13 protein-coding genes are annotated in these 14,719 nt (G+C 72.1%); all 13 read right to left on the bottom strand.

All coding sequences use genetic code 11. The features are described 5' to 3' along the window. Positions 1 to 48: 48 nt before the first annotated feature. Positions 49 to 1,260 carry an acyl-CoA dehydrogenase family protein gene (locus BH708_RS19390; protein WP_076810576.1) on the bottom strand — a complete coding sequence of 404 codons (1,212 nt, stop codon included), beginning with the start codon at positions 1,258 to 1,260 and terminating at the stop codon, positions 49 to 51. Further along, positions 1,257 to 2,078: an endonuclease/exonuclease/phosphatase family protein gene (locus tag BH708_RS19385; protein ID WP_076810575.1), complete on the bottom strand. Its 822-nt coding sequence runs from the start codon at positions 2,076 to 2,078 to the stop codon at positions 1,257 to 1,259. The genes BH708_RS19390 and BH708_RS19385 overlap by 4 nt, the downstream gene beginning before the upstream one ends. Positions 2,079 to 2,082: 4 nt before the next feature. After that, positions 2,083 to 5,652 carry a DNA polymerase III subunit alpha gene (dnaE, locus tag BH708_RS19380; RefSeq protein WP_076810574.1) on the bottom strand — a complete coding sequence of 1,190 codons (3,570 nt, stop codon included), beginning with the start codon at positions 5,650 to 5,652 and terminating at the stop codon, positions 2,083 to 2,085. 111 nt (positions 5,653 to 5,763) lie between these two features. Next, the gene (locus BH708_RS19375) at positions 5,764 to 6,486 is read right to left on the bottom strand and encodes a hypothetical protein (protein ID WP_076810573.1); all 723 of its coding nucleotides are present in this window, start codon (positions 6,484 to 6,486) and stop codon (positions 5,764 to 5,766) included. Positions 6,487 to 6,527: 41 nt separating this feature from the next. After that, the gene (locus BH708_RS19370; RefSeq protein ID WP_076810572.1) at positions 6,528 to 7,451 is read right to left on the bottom strand and encodes an RluA family pseudouridine synthase; all 924 of its coding nucleotides are present in this window, start codon (positions 7,449 to 7,451) and stop codon (positions 6,528 to 6,530) included. Beyond that, complete coding sequence (gene lspA / locus BH708_RS19365) at positions 7,448 to 8,077, bottom strand: signal peptidase II (protein ID WP_076810571.1); 630 nt, start codon at positions 8,075 to 8,077, stop codon at positions 7,448 to 7,450. Before lspA ends, BH708_RS19370 begins: the two co-directional genes overlap by 4 nt. Next, a complete protein-coding gene (locus BH708_RS19360; protein ID WP_076810570.1) occupies positions 8,074 to 8,796 on the bottom strand; it encodes a DivIVA domain-containing protein in 723 nt (240 codons plus the stop codon). Before BH708_RS19360 ends, lspA begins: the two co-directional genes overlap by 4 nt. A gap of 107 nt (positions 8,797 to 8,903) precedes the next feature. Then, positions 8,904 to 9,194: a YggT family protein gene (locus tag BH708_RS19355; RefSeq protein ID WP_076810569.1), complete on the bottom strand. Its 291-nt coding sequence runs from the start codon at positions 9,192 to 9,194 to the stop codon at positions 8,904 to 8,906. Between the two features lie 8 nt (positions 9,195 to 9,202). After that, on the bottom strand, positions 9,203 to 9,691 hold the full coding sequence (locus BH708_RS19350; protein WP_076810568.1) for a cell division protein SepF: 489 nt from the start codon (positions 9,689 to 9,691) through the stop codon (positions 9,203 to 9,205). A gap of 145 nt (positions 9,692 to 9,836) precedes the next feature. Next, positions 9,837 to 10,589, bottom strand: coding sequence for a peptidoglycan editing factor PgeF (gene pgeF / locus BH708_RS19345; RefSeq protein WP_076810567.1), 753 nt, complete (start codon positions 10,587 to 10,589; stop codon positions 9,837 to 9,839). Further along, the gene (gene ftsZ, locus BH708_RS19340) at positions 10,586 to 11,920 is read right to left on the bottom strand and encodes a cell division protein FtsZ (protein WP_076810566.1); all 1,335 of its coding nucleotides are present in this window, start codon (positions 11,918 to 11,920) and stop codon (positions 10,586 to 10,588) included. Before ftsZ ends, pgeF begins: the two co-directional genes overlap by 4 nt. 238 nt (positions 11,921 to 12,158) lie before the next feature. Beyond that, positions 12,159 to 12,977, bottom strand: coding sequence for a cell division protein FtsQ/DivIB (locus BH708_RS19335; RefSeq protein WP_253705414.1), 819 nt, complete (start codon positions 12,975 to 12,977; stop codon positions 12,159 to 12,161). Positions 12,978 to 13,153: 176 nt separating this feature from the next. After that, the gene (murC, locus tag BH708_RS19330; protein WP_076810564.1) at positions 13,154 to 14,686 is read right to left on the bottom strand and encodes a UDP-N-acetylmuramate--L-alanine ligase; all 1,533 of its coding nucleotides are present in this window, start codon (positions 14,684 to 14,686) and stop codon (positions 13,154 to 13,156) included. Between the last annotated feature and the right edge of the window lie 33 nt (positions 14,687 to 14,719).

The raw sequence follows: 14,719 nt of genomic DNA, 5'->3' as shown, positions 1-14,719 counted from the left end.
CGCATCGTGAGACGCCCTCTGATCCACGGCTCGTCCCCGCGGCTGCGCTCAGAAGTCCCCGGGCAGGCGGGTCGCGCCGATCTCGCCGAGCAGCGCCTTGGCGTAGGAGGCGTGGACGGATTCCTCGTCGGAGGGGTGGTACATCCCGGCGCGCACATCGCGCGAGAGCCGTTCGAGCTCGCTGCGCCGGGAGAACTGGGACCCGCCGCTGGCCCGCAGCACCTGGTCCACGGAACGCAGCGCTGACTCGGTGGCGCGGGCCTTGACGCCGGAGAAGTGCAGGTACCAGCGCGGGCCGTGATCGGTGATCCCGGGGCCGGTCTCCCCCGCCCCCAGCGCGTCGAGGTCCGCCAGCACCTTCTCGAGCTGGAGCACGACGCCGTCCACGCCGATCGCGGCATCGGCCAGGCGCCACCGGATGTCGGGGTCGTCGGCGTGGACGATGCCCTTGGTGAGATTGCGACGGGTGGCGGCGATGTCCGCACCGACGGCGATCGCCCGCTCGGCGATCCCGGTGTAGACGGAGGCGATCAGCAGCTCGAAGGCGCCGAAGACCCCCATCGCGAAGGGGTCCGTGTTGGGCCCGACGGGGGTCTGGGTGATGACGCGCTCGGGCTCGATCCGGGCGCCGTGCAGGCGGGTGGTGCAGGACTGGGTGGCGCGCATGCCGTGGGTGTCCCAGTCATGGCGCGTCTCGACCTCGTCGCTGCGCTCGAGCACCCCGAAGACCAGTCGCGGGGCGGTCTCGCTGGCCACGGCGACGCGCCCGTGGACCACCAGGCGGTCCCAGACCGGGGCGAGGGAGGTGAAGATCTTGGTGCCGGTCATCCGGTACCCACCACCGCCGAGGACCTCCGCGCTGGTCGAGGAGTCGAAGAGCATGGCGTCGTTGCCGGCCTCGGAGATCCCGAAGGCGAACAGGTGGCCCCGCGCCGCATCCTCCAGGATCGTGGACACGGCGCTCACGCCGAGCCGATGGGCGTGCAGGGCGGCGCCGGTGACCACCAGATGCATGTTCATCGCCAGCGCCGTCGCGGGGGCGGCCTGGGCGAGGCGGCGCTGGACCCGGGAGGCTTCCAGCAGGCTCGCGCCGAGCCCTCCGAACTCGGTGGGCACCAGCAGACGCAGGTATCCCAGCTCGCGCAGGTCGGCGAGGTCGTCGGCGGGAAAGGTGTTGTCCCGGTCGTGGACCACAGCACGTTCGCGGACGGTCCGCAGCCACGGCTCGGGGAGGAAGGTCGCGGGCTCGAGGGGGTTCATGGCCCCACGATAGAGGAGCTCTGCGGCAGGCGGATGCTCGCCACCACGCCCCGGTGGTCCGAGGCGTGGCTGCGGCCCACCTCGAGGGCCTCCACCCGGGCCCCGTCGTGCACCCAGACGGAGTCCAGGCGCCGCAGCGGCAGGCGGGAGGGGAAGGTGGCCCGCAGCGGCCGGCCGGGCAGGGCCGCGACGAGGCGCGTCACGAGGGGCCGACCGGCAAGGGGGCCGACGAGCTCCGCGGCGGCCTCCCGCCATCCGCCCGTTGCGAGGGCGACGAGCTCCGGGGCGGCAGGGTCCGTGTTCAGGTCGCCGAGCAGCACCCGGGGACCCTCCAACGCCTCGGCGGTGTCGAGGATCGCCTGCACCTGGGCGGCGCGGTGGTGCCGGTGCGCGGGGTCCAGATGGGTGACCAGCACGGTCAGGTCCGCGCCCTGCGGCGAGCGCAGGCGCACGCTCAGCAGGCCGCGCGGTTCGTGGGCCGACGGTCGCCGCGGGTCGCCGGGCAGGAGCCGCATCTCGTGGGTGAGGATCTGGCCGCGGGTCAGCAGCGCGAGGCCGTAGCGCGCGCGAGCACCGCCGGCCGACGCGGGGCGGTCGAGGGTCGCACCGAAGCATCCCTGGTACCCCAGCAGCTCGGCGAGCCGTGCCGGCTGGTCCTCGTGCGCGGACCTCGTCCCGAAGCCGACGTCGACCTCCTGGACGCCGATGACGTCGGCGTCCAGGGCGGCGAGCGCGGCGGCGGTGCGCGGCAGATCCCCCCGATCCCGGCCGTCGGCCCCGTGGTGGATGTTGTACGTCGCGACCCGCAGCGCGGTCATGGGGTCACTGCAGGCAGCCCGGGCCCAGCAACGTCTTCAGCGAGGCGTACAGCGCGGCCGACGGGGCGACCGACAGCCGCTTGTCCAGCTGCATCAGCGTGGACCGGCCCGGCTCCTGCAGACGCAGTCGCACCTCGCTGGGGCCGGGGTTGTCCTCCAGCACGCCGCGCAGCTGCTGAGCGACCTTGGTGGTGGCGCGCATCGCGGGCAGGGCGATGGTGACCGGGCCGTCGGGCCCTCCCCCGGTCTCCGGGATGGTCATCTCCATGACCTTCAGCTCCGGCATGCCCTTGGAGGTGTCCACCCGGCCCTTCATCGAGACGACGAGGTCCTCCGCGAGCTCGGTGGCGACGGTCTGGTAGGTGGAGGGGAACAGGAGGCAGTCGATCGAGCCCTCCAGGTCCTCGACCGTGGCGATCGCCCACATGTCGCCCTTCTTCGTGGTCTTGCGCTGCAGGGACGTGATCAGACCCGCGATGGTGACCATGGCGCCGTCCTCGACGGCGCCGTCGTCGGCCAGCGCGCTGATCGCGGTCGAGGAGTTCTGGGCGATGACGTGCTCGAGCCCGTACAGGGGATGGTCGGAGACGTACAGGCCCAGCATGTTCCGCTCGAAGGCGAGCTTCTCCTTGCGGTCCCATTCCGGCAGGTCGGGGACCACGATGGTGGCCGCGGAGCCGGTCGCGACGTCCTCGCCGCCTCCCCCGCCGCTGAAGACGTCGCCGAACAGGTCGTACTGGCCCTGGGCCTCCTTGCGCTTGACGTCGACCACGGAGTCGACCGCGTCCTCGTGGATGAGCACCAGGGAGCGACGGTTCGCGCCGAGGGAGTCGAAGGCCCCGCCCTTGATGAGCGACTCGATCGTGCGCTTGTTGCACACGGTCAGCGGCACCTTGTCCAGGAAGTCGGTGAAGGAGGTGAAGGCGCCCTTCTCCTCGCGGGTGGTGATGATCTCCTTCACCACGTGGGCGCCGACGTTGCGGATCGCCGACAGCCCGAAGCGGATGTCGTCGCCGACGGCGGAGAAGTACAGGTCGGACTCGTTGACGTCGGGCGGCAGCACGGTGATGCCGCGGTGGCGGCAGTCGCCGAGGTACAGGCCCAGACGGTCGCGATTCTCCTGGGTGGAGGTCAGCAGCGCCGCCATGTACTCGGTGGGGTGGTTCGCCTTGAGGTAACCGGTCCAGTAGGAGACCACGCCGTAGGCCGCGGAGTGCGACTTGTTGAAGGCGTAGTCGGCGAAGGGCAGCAGCGTCTCCCACAGCGCCTGCACGGCGGAGTCGGAGTACCCGTTGCCCTTCATCCCGGCCTCGAAGGAGACGTACTGCTTGTCCAGCTCGGCCTTCTTCTTCTTGCCCATCGCGCGGCGCAGGATGTCGGCCTCGCCGAGGCTGTACCCGGCGACCGTCTGCGCGGTCTGCATGACCTGCTCCTGGTAGACCAGCACGCCGTAGGTCTCGTCCAGGATGTGGGCGAGGGGCTCTTCGAGCTCCGGGTGGATCGGGGTGATCTCCTGCAGCCCGTTCTTGCGCAGCGCGTAGTTGGTGTGCGAGCCCATGCCCATCGGGCCGGGGCGGTACAGCGCGGAGACCGCGGTGATGTCCGCGAAGTGGTCGGGCTTCATCTGCCGCAGCAGGGTGCGCATGCCGGAGCCGTCCAGCTGGAAAACGCCCAGGGTGTCGCCACGCTGGAGGAGCTCGTAGGTCTTCTCGTCGTCGAAGGGCAGCGTCTCCAGGTCCGGCGGCGTCTTGCCGTTGCGCGCCATGTTGTCCACGGCGTCGGAGAGCACGGTGAGGTTGCGCAGCCCCAGGAAGTCCATCTTCAGCAGGCCGAGCGTCTCCAGGGTGGGGTACTCGAACTGGGTGATGATCTGGCCGTCCGAGGGGCGGCGCATCATCGGGACGATGTCGATCAGCGGGTCGCTAGACATGATCACGGCGCAGGCGTGGACGCCCCAGCCGCGGGTCAGGCCCTCCACGCCCTTCGCGATCTCGACGACCTTCTGGACGTCGGGGTCCTCGTCGTGGAGCCGGCGGAACTCCCCGGCCTCCGCGTAGCGCTTGTCCTCGGGGTCGAAGATGCCCTTGACCGAGATGTCCTTGCCCATCACCGTCGGCGGGAGCGCCTTGGAGAGCCTGTCGCCCATCGCGTAGGGGTAGTCCAGCACGCGGGCGGCGTCCTTGAGGGAGTTCTTCGTCTTCATGACGCCGTAGGTGATGACCTGGGCGATGCGGTCGTCGCCGTACTTGCGCTCGACGTACTCGATGACCTCGCCGCGGCGGCGATCATCGAAGTCGACGTCGAAGTCGGGCATCGAGACGCGGTCGGGGTTCAGGAATCGCTCGAACAGCAGACCGTGCTCAAGGGGATCGAGATCGGTGATGCGCATGGCGTAGGCGACCATCGAACCGGCGCCGGAACCACGGCCGGGACCCACCCGGATCCCCTGCTCCTTGGCCCACTTGATGTAGTCGGAGACCACCAGGAAGTACCCGGGGAAACCCATCTGCAAGATGATGCCGACCTCGTAGTCGGCGCGCTGCTGGACGGCATCCGGGATCCCCGCGGGGTAGCGGTACTCCAGACCCCGCTGGATCTCCTTGATGAACCAGGACTCCTCGTCCTCCCCCGCCGGGGTGGGGAAGTTGGGCATGTAGTTGGCGCCGTCGTCGGTGGTGCGGAACTCCACCTCGCACATCTCGGCGATGCGCAGGGTGTTGTCGCAGGCCTCGGGGAACTCGCGGAACAGCTCGCGCATCTGCGCGGCGGACTTCAGGAAGTAGCCGGAGCCGCCGAACTTGAAGCGGTCGGGGTCGTTCAGGCGGGAGCCGGAGTTGATGCACAGCAGGACGTCCTGGATCTGGGCGTCCTGCTCGGTGACGTAGTGGAGATCGTTGGTGGCCACCAGCGGCGCGCCGACGGCCTTGGAGACCTCCAGCAGGTCCTTGGTCACGCGCTTCTCGATGTCGAGCCCGTGGTCCATCAGCTCGATGAAGTAGTTCTCCTTGCCGAACATGTCCTGGTACTCGCCCGCGGCCCGGACCGCCTCGTCGAACTGTCCCAGGCGCAACCGGGTCTGCACCTCGCCGGAGGGACAGCCGGAGGTGGCGATCAGTCCGTCGGAGTAGGTCGAGAGGATCTCGCGGTCCATCCGGGGCCACTTGCCCATCTGGCCCTCGAGGGAGGCGTAGGAGCCCAGGCGGAACAGGTTGTGCATGCCCGCCGTGGTGCGCGAGAGGAGAGTGAGGTGGGTGTAGGCCCCGCGGGCGGAGACGTCGTCGCCGGCGAGCTGCTGCTCCCGGGTCCCCCACTGCTGGCGGGTGCGGTCATGGCGGCTGGTCCCCGGGGTCACGTAGGCCTCGATGCCGACGATCGGCTTGATGCCGGCGGCGGTGGCGGTCCGGTAGAACTCGTAGGCGCCGAACAGGTAGCCGTGGTCCGTGATGGCCACGGCCTTCTGGCCCTGTCGCACGGTCTCGTCGACCAGTTTGTCGATCTTCGAGGCCCCGTCCAGGAGCGAGTAATCGGTGTGGACGTGGAGGTGGACGAAGTCATCGGAGTCCGCGGGAGCCATACCCTCCAGCGTAGCCAGTCGGAGGTCTCGACGCGCCGCCGGCACGGGGTCGGTGAGGTCACCTCGGCGCGCCCGGCGTGTCGGGCGGACGGGATCCCCCGCGATGCCCGCCTACTCCTCCGCCTCCTGCTCGCGGCGCATGTCGGCCAGCAGCGTGTTCATGTAGTCGTGGACGTCCTCGTAGCTCAGCGAGCGCTCGTCACGGCGCGGGGGGATGCCGCCGACGAAGGCGCCGCCGTGCCAGGACATCGAATCGTCCGGCAGGGACGGGTCGTCATCGCGCCACAGGTCGATCGGGATCGCGTGGGCGGCCAGGTCGCGGGCGATCTCCGCAGCCTGGGCGGGATCCCCGGAACGCTGCAGCACGGAGACCAGCAGCGACTGCGCGGCCCAGGCGATGGCGTCGTCCCGGCTCTCCGCGCCGGGGTCGACGGACTCCTGGACGAGGGCGATGTAGCTGGCGGCGAGCTCGTCGGCCCCGTCCTCGTAGTGGTCCTTCGCCACCCGCAGCGCGACCTGCGGCACCAGGTCGCGGGCCTCCCACAGCACGGCCGCGCCGACCAGGGCCATGCCGACGCCGGTCGGGAAGTCGGGGTCCAGCCCCATCGCGGACTCCGGCGCGCGACCGGCGCGGCGGGCGTCGTCGGCCTCCAGGAACTCGCCCACCGTGCGGGCGATCGCCGTCCGGGCCCGGTCGTCGTCGCGCAGCGCCACCTCCGCCTCGGCGGGATCGATGCCGAGGCGGCGCGCGACGCGCGTGAAGGGGAAGTCGGGGCGGGCCAGGGCTGCGTCGCGCGTGGGGCTCAGCGCCGTGGAGGTCTGCTCGTCGCTCATGCCTCGACGCTACCGCCTGCCGGGCCCGGGGCGCGCCCGGGTCAGTCGCGCAGCGCGTCGAGCGCGGCCCCGAGGTCTCGGGGGTACTGCGAGGTGAAGGTCACCTCGCGCCCGGTGGCGGGATGGAGGAACGTCAGCTCCATCGCGTGCAGCCACTGCCGGATCAGGCCGATGCGCGCGGCGAGGGTGGGGTCGGCGCCGTAGAGCGGGTCGCCGACCAGCGGGTGGTGCAGGGCTGCCAGGTGCACGCGGATCTGGTGGGTGCGGCCGGTCTCCAGGCGCACCTTCAGCAGGGTCGCGCCGTGCAGGGCCTCGAGGGTCTCGTAGTGGGTCACCGAGTGCTTGCCGTCCCGGCGCACCGCGAACTTGTAGTCGTGGTTCGGCGAGCGGCCGATCGCCGCCTCGATGGTCCCCTCGGGCTGGTCCGGGGTGCCCTGGCAGACGGCGTGGTACACCTTGCCGACCTCCCGGGCGCGGAAGGCGTCCTTCAGCGTGGTGTAGGCGCGCTCGGTGCGGGCGATGACCATCAGCCCGCTGGTGCCGACGTCCAGGCGGCTGACGATGCCCTGGCGGTCCGGGTCGCCGCTGGTGCGGATGCTGACGCCGGCCGCGGCGAGGTGGCCGAGCACGGTGGGCCCTGACCAACCGGCGCTGGGGTGGGCGGCGACGCCGACGGGCTTGTCGATCACCACGATGTCCTCGTCCTGGTGGACCAGGCTCATGCCCGCGGCGATCTGGGGCCGCGCCTCGGCGGCGGGCCGCTCGTCGGGCAGCTGGACGTCGACCGTCGCACCGGGCTCGAGACGGGTGGAGCGGGCCGGCATCTGGCCGTCCACCTGTACGTTCCCGGCCATGACGAGGTCCGCGGCGCGGGTGCGGGACAGTCCCAGCATCCTCGAGATGCCGACGTCCACGCGCTCCCCGGCGAGCCCGTCGGGGACCAGGAGGGTGCGGGAGGTGCTCACCGGGCGTCTCCGTCCTGCGCCTGCTCCCCGTCCTGCGCCTGCTCCGTCGCCGCGGCCCCCGCGGCCCGCTCGGCTGCGTCCGCGACGGGATCGGGCGCGTGGCCGATGATCCCCAGCAGCACGACGAGGATCGCCCCGCCGACGACGGCCATGTCGGCCACGTTGAACACGGGCCAGTGCGGCAGCTCGAGGAAATCGACGACCTCGCCGTGGAACGGGCCGGGCGGACGCAGCAGGCGGTCGTGGATGTTGCCCAGCGCCCCGCCCAGGATCAGGCCGAAGGCCAGGGTGTACCAGAGCGAGCGCACGGCACGCAGGGCGAAGACGATCACGCCGAGCACGATCAGGATCTGCACCCCGGTGACCACCGGGGTGATCTCCGCGCCCAGCCCCCAGGCCGCCCCCGAGTTGTACAGCAGGGTCAGCTGCAGGAACTCGCCGAGGAAGGGCTGGGGGTCCAGCAGCGGAAGGGTCGCCTCGGCCCAGTTCTTGGTCAGCTGGTCGGCGACGGCGATCACCGCGCCGACGGCCGCCATGCCGCCGAGGACGGTGAGACGGCCCGGACGGCGACGAGCGCCGGACCCTGTGGGCCCGGCGCTCGTCGAGGAGGGATCAGCGGGGTTCACAGACCGAAGTTCGCCTGCTTGTCCTGCGTCTCGCTGGTGTCGAGATCACGCAGCTGGTTCTCGAGGTAGTTGCGCAGCCGGTTGCGGTAGTCGCGCTCGAAGTTGCGCAGCCCCTCGATGGTCTTGTCGAGCTCGGCCTTCTTGGTCTCGAGATCGGCCAAGGTGGTGCGGGACTTCTCCTCCGCCTCGCCGACGATGCGCTTGTGCTCGTCGTTGGCCTCGGTGATCATCCGGTCGCGCTCGTCCTCGCCGTTCTTGACGTGCTCGTCGTGCAGACGGTTCGCCAGGGCGATGATGCCGGCTGCGGACTGGTCCGGGCTCTCTGCCACGGCGGGAGCGACGGCCGGGGCGGCGCCGGGCTCCTCCTCGGCCGGGACGTCGTCGACGGCGGCCTGCTGGGCCGTGACGTCCTCGTCCTGCGCGGGCGTCGTCGAGACGGCGGACGTCGTCGAGACCGGGGTCTCGTCGATGACCTCTTCCGACGCGGTCTCCTCCGCCTCGTCCGGGGCGGCAGCGGCGGGCGCCGACTCGACCTCGGCGAGGCGGTTGTGCGCCTCCTCGAGCTCCTTGGTCAGTCGGTTGTTCTCGTCGATCAGCTCTTGGAGGCGCGGCAGGATGTCGTTGTCGAGGTAGTTGTCCACCTCGTCCATGTCATAGCCCTCGGAGAACCGAACCGGGGTGAACCGCTTGGACAGCAGGTCATCGGGCATCAGAGCCATGGGTCACCTTCTCGTCAGTCTGGGATCGAAATGCGCGGTGAAGCGCGGTGCCGACAGCCTAGCGGATGTCGGGGGCGCCCCACGACGCACCGGGGGCGCGATCACCCTCAGAAGGTGAAGGCGGAGAGCACGGACAGCAGGATCCAGCCCACGACGAGCAGGATCATGAGGCTCAGGTCGAGGACCACGGCACCCAGGCGCAGCGGGGGGATGATCCGTCGCAGTCCCTTCACGGGCGGATCGGTCAGCGTGTAGACGACCTCGAACAGCACCAGCACGAGCCCGCTGGGGCGGTACTCGCGGGCGAAGGACTGGATCCACTCCAGGACCAGGCGCGCGATGAGCACGATCAGATACAGCAGGACTGCGAGGTACAGCACCCCTGCGACGATCTGCACGAGAACGCTCAGCTCTGGTTGTAGAAGCTGCCCTCGTCGGCAGAGGTGTCTCCGTCGACCTGGACGAACTCCGGGGAGAGCAGGAACACCTTGGAGGTGACTCGCTCGATGGTGCCGCGCAGACCGAAGATCAGACCGGCGCAGAAGTCGACCATGCGCTTGGCGTCGCCGTCCTGCATGTCCGAGAGGTTCACGATGACGGGGACCCCGTCACGGAAGGACTCGCCGATCGCCTTCGCGTCGTTGTAGGAACGTGGATGGATCGTGGTGATGCGCTGCATCGACTCCTCCACTGCCGGGGCCATGGACACGACGTTCGACCGCTGTCGGATCGGGGTCACCTGGGCCTCCCGTTCGGGAGCGGGCTCGGGGCCGCGCTCGGTGCGGCGAGCAGGAGCGGCCGCCTCGTCCTGACGGAGCCGCTCGTCCTCGTAGTACTCGTCGTCGACCTCGTTGGCGAGGCCGAGTGCGACCATGGCGTTGCGCCAGTTGCCCATCGCAGTTCTCCCAGCTTGTTGTTCGCGCTGACCTGGGCCCCGGGGAAGCACGGGGAGTGCGCGGGAGCCCTTGCACGTTGAAAGTACCCCAGGGTTTTCCGTGACCCCGGGAGGCGGTCGGCGTGTCGTGGTCGTGTCGCACCGCTCAGGTCCGACGGATCACCCCGGCGAACCGCCCGGTGCTCGCCTGTCGGCGGTACGAGAACAGGCTCTCGTCCTCGCGGGTGCAGGGGTGCTCGGCGTCGATCGCGGCCGGTGGGACCCCGGCGGACCGCAGCACGCTGATCGCCCCGGCGCGCAGATCGAGGGCCGGGATGCCCCAGCGGGTGCGGGCGCGGGTGGCGGGCAGGCGGGTGGCGGCCTCCTCGCGCATCGCCGCGGGGACCTCGTAGCAGGCCCCGCAGATGGAGGGGCCGATGCTGGCGGTGAGGTCCTCGGGTCGGGACCCCAGCGCGCGCATCTCGGAGATCGTGGCCTCCAGCACCCCGTCCAGCAGCCCGGCACGGCCGGCATGGGCGGCGCCGACCACTCCCGCGACCGGGTCGGCCAGCAGCACCGGCAGGCAGTCCGCGACCATGATCGCCAGCGCCACGTCCGCGCGCCGGGTGACCAGGGCGTCGGCCGAGACGACGGGGACCTCTCCCGCGTCGTGGCCCCCGGTGGGGCCGGCCACGACGTGGACCTCGGCGGAGTGCACCTGGTCGACGAACACCAGGGGCGCCCCGATCGCCGCGGCCACCCGCTGCCGGTTGCGCTCGACGGCGTCCGGGTCGTCCCCGACGTGACGGGCGAGGTTCAGCGCGGCGCGATCCCCGGTGCTCACTCCCCCGGCGCGCCCCGTGAACAGGGCACGGGCCCCGCTCAGTCGCGGGGCCCGTGCCGGGAGAGTGCTCGTCACTTGAGGAAGGACGGCAGGTCGAGGTCGTCGTCGTCCGACGGCGGCTCCTCGATCCGCGGGGGCCGCGCCGGCTGCGGCTCGGGGGCGCGCGGGGCCGGCTGCGGCGGGAACTGCGCCTGCTGCGGTGCGCCCTGGGCCGGCTGCTCCTGATCTGCCTCGGTGGGCTCCATCACCTCGGTCTCCGGCTCGGCGGAGGCCTGACCCTGGCGCGACGGCGAGAAGGTCTGCTGCGGCAGCCCCCAGGCGCCCGGGGCGGCGGCCGCACCGGCGCCTGCCCCGGCGGGGCGCTGCTCCGCCGGGGCAGGAGCGGGACGCGGTGCCGGGGTGGGCTCGGGGCGCGGGGCCGGACGCTGCTGCGGGCTGACGTCCTGGCGCGGGGCCGGGCCGCCCCCCTCGAAGCCGGCGGCGATGACCGTGACGCGCACCTCGTCGCCGAGAGCGTCGTCGATCACGGAGCCGAAGATGATGTTCGCGTCCGGGTGGGCGGCCTCCTGGACCAGACGGGCCGCCTCGGAGACCTCGTACAGACCCAGGTCGCTGCCGCCCTGGATGGACAGCAGCACGCCGTAGGCACCGTCGATCGAGGCCTCCAGCAGCGGGCTGGAGACCGCGAGCTCGGCGGCCTGCAGGGCACGGTCGTCACCCCGGGCGGAGCCGATGCCCATCAAGGCGCTGCCGGCTCCCTGCATCACGGACTTCACGTCGGCGAAGTCGAGGTTGATCAGCCCGGGCGTGGTGATCAGGTCCGTGATGCCCTGGACGCCGGAGAGCAGCACCTGGTCGGCGCTCTTGAAGGCGTCGAGCATGGAGACCTGCTTGTCCGCGATGGAGAGCAGACGGTCGTTGGGGATGACGATGAGCGTGTCGACCTCGGCCTGGAGGCCGGCGATGCCCGACTCGGCCTGCGTGGAGCGGCGACGCCCCTCGAAGGTGAACGGGCGGGTGACCACGCCGATGGTCAGCGCGCCGAGGCTGCGGGCGATCTTGGCGACCACGGGGGCGCCGCCGGTCCCGGTGCCGCCGCCTTCGCCGGCGGTGACGAAGACCATGTCCGCGCCCTGGATCACCTCTTCGATCTCCTCGGCGTGGTCCTCGGCGGCCCGCTTGCCGACCTCGGGGTCGGCGCCGGCCCCGAGTCCCCGGGTGATGTCCTTGCCGACGTCGAGCTTGACATCCGCGTCGGACATCAGCAGCGCCTGCGCATCGGTGTTGATCGCGATGAATTCGACGCCCTTCATCCCGGACTCGATCATGCGGTTGACAGCATTGACACCGCCGCCGCCGACGCCGACGACCTTGATGACTGCGAGGGAGATCTGGGTTCCGGCCACGTTTGGGGTCCTTGCTCTTGTCGTTCGATGGGGAAAAGGGGCCTGCGTCGTGCCTGGTCATCGACTGCCAAAACCCTCAACCTCGAGTTGAGGTTAAGACTTCGGGGCGCCTCTTCTTTCCTTTGACGCTAGGGACGGGAGCACGCCCACGCAAATACAAAGGGCGCGTGTCGGCCGTGCAGGATCGGCAGGGTCGGGAGCGTCACGATCCGGCGGAGAAGGCGGCGCGAGAATCCCGTCACCGGGTCACGGGGGCCATCGGGGAGGAGACGTCGATCTCCGAGCCGGGCTCGGCGAGCAGGGCCTGGACCACCTCGGCCTTCAGCTCGGCGTCGGCGGCGTCGCCCCACACGACCGTGCGGGCGCCGCCGTCCTCGAGGGCGAGGGCGAAGCGGACGTCGCTCCTGCTCGAGGCGGTCACCGTCTGCACCGAGCCGCGCAGGTCCGCGGGCATGCTCGCCAGCACCTCGCTCATGGCGACCGCCGCCCCTTCGGGATCCGCGGCGCCGGGGTCGACCGTCAGCGGCACCAGATCCGCCCCGTCGGCCGCGGCCTCGGGCAGCTCCTGCCCCTGCGCGTCGACCACGGCGGTGGAGCCGTCGGGCCGTGTCAGCACCCCGACGGGCTCTGCCTCGGTGACGCTCACTCGGACGCCGTCGGGCCAGGAGCGGTCCACCTCGGCGTCGCGGACGCCGGGCACCGCGGTGACGTCCGCGGCGATGTCGGAGATCCCCAGCAGCAGCACGCTGTCGCCGCGGTAGGGCTCCACCGCGGCGAGCACCTCGTCCTCCTCGACGTAGCCGAGTCCCGAGACGGCCACCTGCTGGAGCTGGAGGGCCGGGAGGAAGATCGCCGCGGAGAGGGCGGCGAGGAGAATCAGCGCCGTGGCGGCGGCGGTCGCGAGGATCGCGCGGCGACGGCGGCGCCAGGGGCGGCCGGCGACCAGTTCGCGGAAGCGGCCGGCGGCCTGGACCACGCGGCCGCCGCCCCCCTCCGGCGCAGGGTCGGCCGGGGGCGTGGCCTCGGCGCGCGACGGGGCGGGGCTCGAGCGGCCCACGGGGGTGCTCCGCCGCGCCGCGGGGCGAGTCCTCGGCGCGGGGCCCGGGCTCGCGGGAGAGGCCGCCGGGGTCGGCGTCGGGGCGGAGGGAGCCGACGGCGCGGGGCGCCGTGGTCCGGGAGCAGCGGGGCGCCGGGCACCCGTCCGGGGGCGCGGGGCCGTGGGGCGGCGGGCCATCACCCCTGCTCCCGCGGGGTGTTCAGGACGGCCATCACCTCGGGGGTCGTCTCCACGACGTCCCCGGCGCCGAGCATGAGCAGCAGGTCGCCGGGGCGGGCGGCCTCGCGCACCGCGGCGGGGACCTGGTCCCGGTCGGTCAGGGGCCGGACCCGGTCATCGGTGAGGTGGTCGGTGATGGTGCGGGCGTCGGTGCTCGGATCAGGATCCTCGCGGGCGGCGTAGACGGGCATCACCCAGGCACGGTCCGCGCTCGCGAGCGCCGTGGCGAAGTCCGCCGCGAAGTCGCGGGTGCGGGAGAACAGGTGGGGCTGGAAGACCGCCAGCACCCGTCCCCCGCGCTGCTGCGCCTCGACGATGCCACGGGCGGCGGCGAGGGTCGCGGAGACCTCCCGCGGATGGTGGGCGTAATCGTCGACGACGGTGACGTCCCCGGCCACGCCGGCCACGTCGAAGCGACGGGCGGCGCCGGTGAACGCGGACAGGCCCGCGGCCAGCGCGCCGAGGTCCGCCTGCGGGGCGACGGCGCTGGTCGCGGCGAGCGCGCCGAGGGCGTTGAGCACGTTGTGGTGGCCGGCGACGGACAGCTCGAGGCGCAGGCGGCCGTGCGGGGTCTCGAGCTCGGTCTCGGTGCCCCCGGCGCCCCCGCGCTCGTCCAGGATCCGCCAGTCGGCCGCCGCGTCGGCGCCGTACGTGGTCACGGCGACCCCGTCGGCCGCGGCCCGCTCCCCCAGGCTGCGGGCACCGGTGTCGTCCGTGCAGACCACCAGGGTCCCGCCGGGCCGGAGCCGGGCGACCGCCGCGTCGAAGGCGGCGGTGAGGGCGGCGGCGTCGCCGTGGAAGTCGAGATGGTCGGGTTCGAGGTTGGTGACCACGAGGGAGGCCGGGGTGAAGGCGAGGAAGGAGCCGTCGGACTCGTCGGCCTCGATCACCGCGGTTCCCGCGGCGGCGGGCTGCTGCCCGAGCTCCGCGGCGGCCGAGAAGCCGGCATTGCGCCCCAGGTCCGGGACCGCGGCACCGAGCGCCCAGGCAGGATCCTCGCCGGCACCGCGCAGCGCCATGACGGCCATGCCGGTGGTGGAGGTCTTGCCGTGCGTGCCGGCGACGGCGACCAGCTCGCGGTCGGCGAGCAGACCGGCCAGGGCGGCGGCACGGTGGACGACGGGGACCCCGCGCTCGCGGGCGGCGCGGACCTCGGGGTTGTCCCCGCGCACCGCGGTGGAGACCACCACGACGTCGACGTCGTCGGCGAGAGCGGCGGCGTCGAAACCGATCGTGATGCGGGCGCCGGCGTCGCGCAGCGGGGCGATGAACTGGCCGTCCTGGGAATCGGAGCCGCTGACGGTCAGTCCGGCCTCGAGGGCGAGGCGGCCGACGGCGGACATGCCGGCACCGCCGATGCGGATGACGTGGACGGAGCGGACCTCGCCCTCGGTGGGCCAGTCGGCCCGGGAGATGACGGCCCCGGGGTGCAGGATCGTGCGCGGCGTGCGCGGCGCGGAGGGGCCGGTCGAAGGTGCGTCGGAGGTCATGGGATCACCGTAGTCCGCCGGGTTCGGCATCCT

Source organism: Brachybacterium sp. P6-10-X1 (assembly GCF_001969445.1).
Lineage (GTDB): Bacteria > Actinomycetota > Actinomycetes > Actinomycetales > Dermabacteraceae > Brachybacterium.
The sequence above is the reverse complement of the archived record's forward strand: the minus strand, read 5'-3'. Positions and strand labels throughout refer to the sequence as shown.

Bases quoted from the DNA above. Each gene is read 5' to 3' on its own strand.
- dnaE (WP_076810574.1), bottom strand. From the start codon at position 5,652: ATGGCTCCCGCGGACTCCGATGACTTCGTCCACCTCCACGTCCACACC.
- BH708_RS19390 (WP_076810576.1), bottom strand. From the start codon at position 1,260: ATGAACCCCCTCGAGCCCGCGACCTTCCTCCCCGAGCCGTGGCTGCGG.
- BH708_RS19350 (WP_076810568.1), bottom strand. From the start codon at position 9,691: ATGGGCAACTGGCGCAACGCCATGGTCGCACTCGGCCTCGCCAACGAG.
- BH708_RS19360 (WP_076810570.1), bottom strand. From the start codon at position 8,796: ATGGCTCTGATGCCCGATGACCTGCTGTCCAAGCGGTTCACCCCGGTT.
- BH708_RS19375 (WP_076810573.1), bottom strand. From the start codon at position 6,486: ATGAGCGACGAGCAGACCTCCACGGCGCTGAGCCCCACGCGCGACGCA.
- murC (WP_076810564.1), bottom strand. From the start codon at position 14,686: ATGACCTCCGACGCACCTTCGACCGGCCCCTCCGCGCCGCGCACGCCG.
- BH708_RS19385 (WP_076810575.1), bottom strand. From the start codon at position 2,078: ATGACCGCGCTGCGGGTCGCGACGTACAACATCCACCACGGGGCCGAC.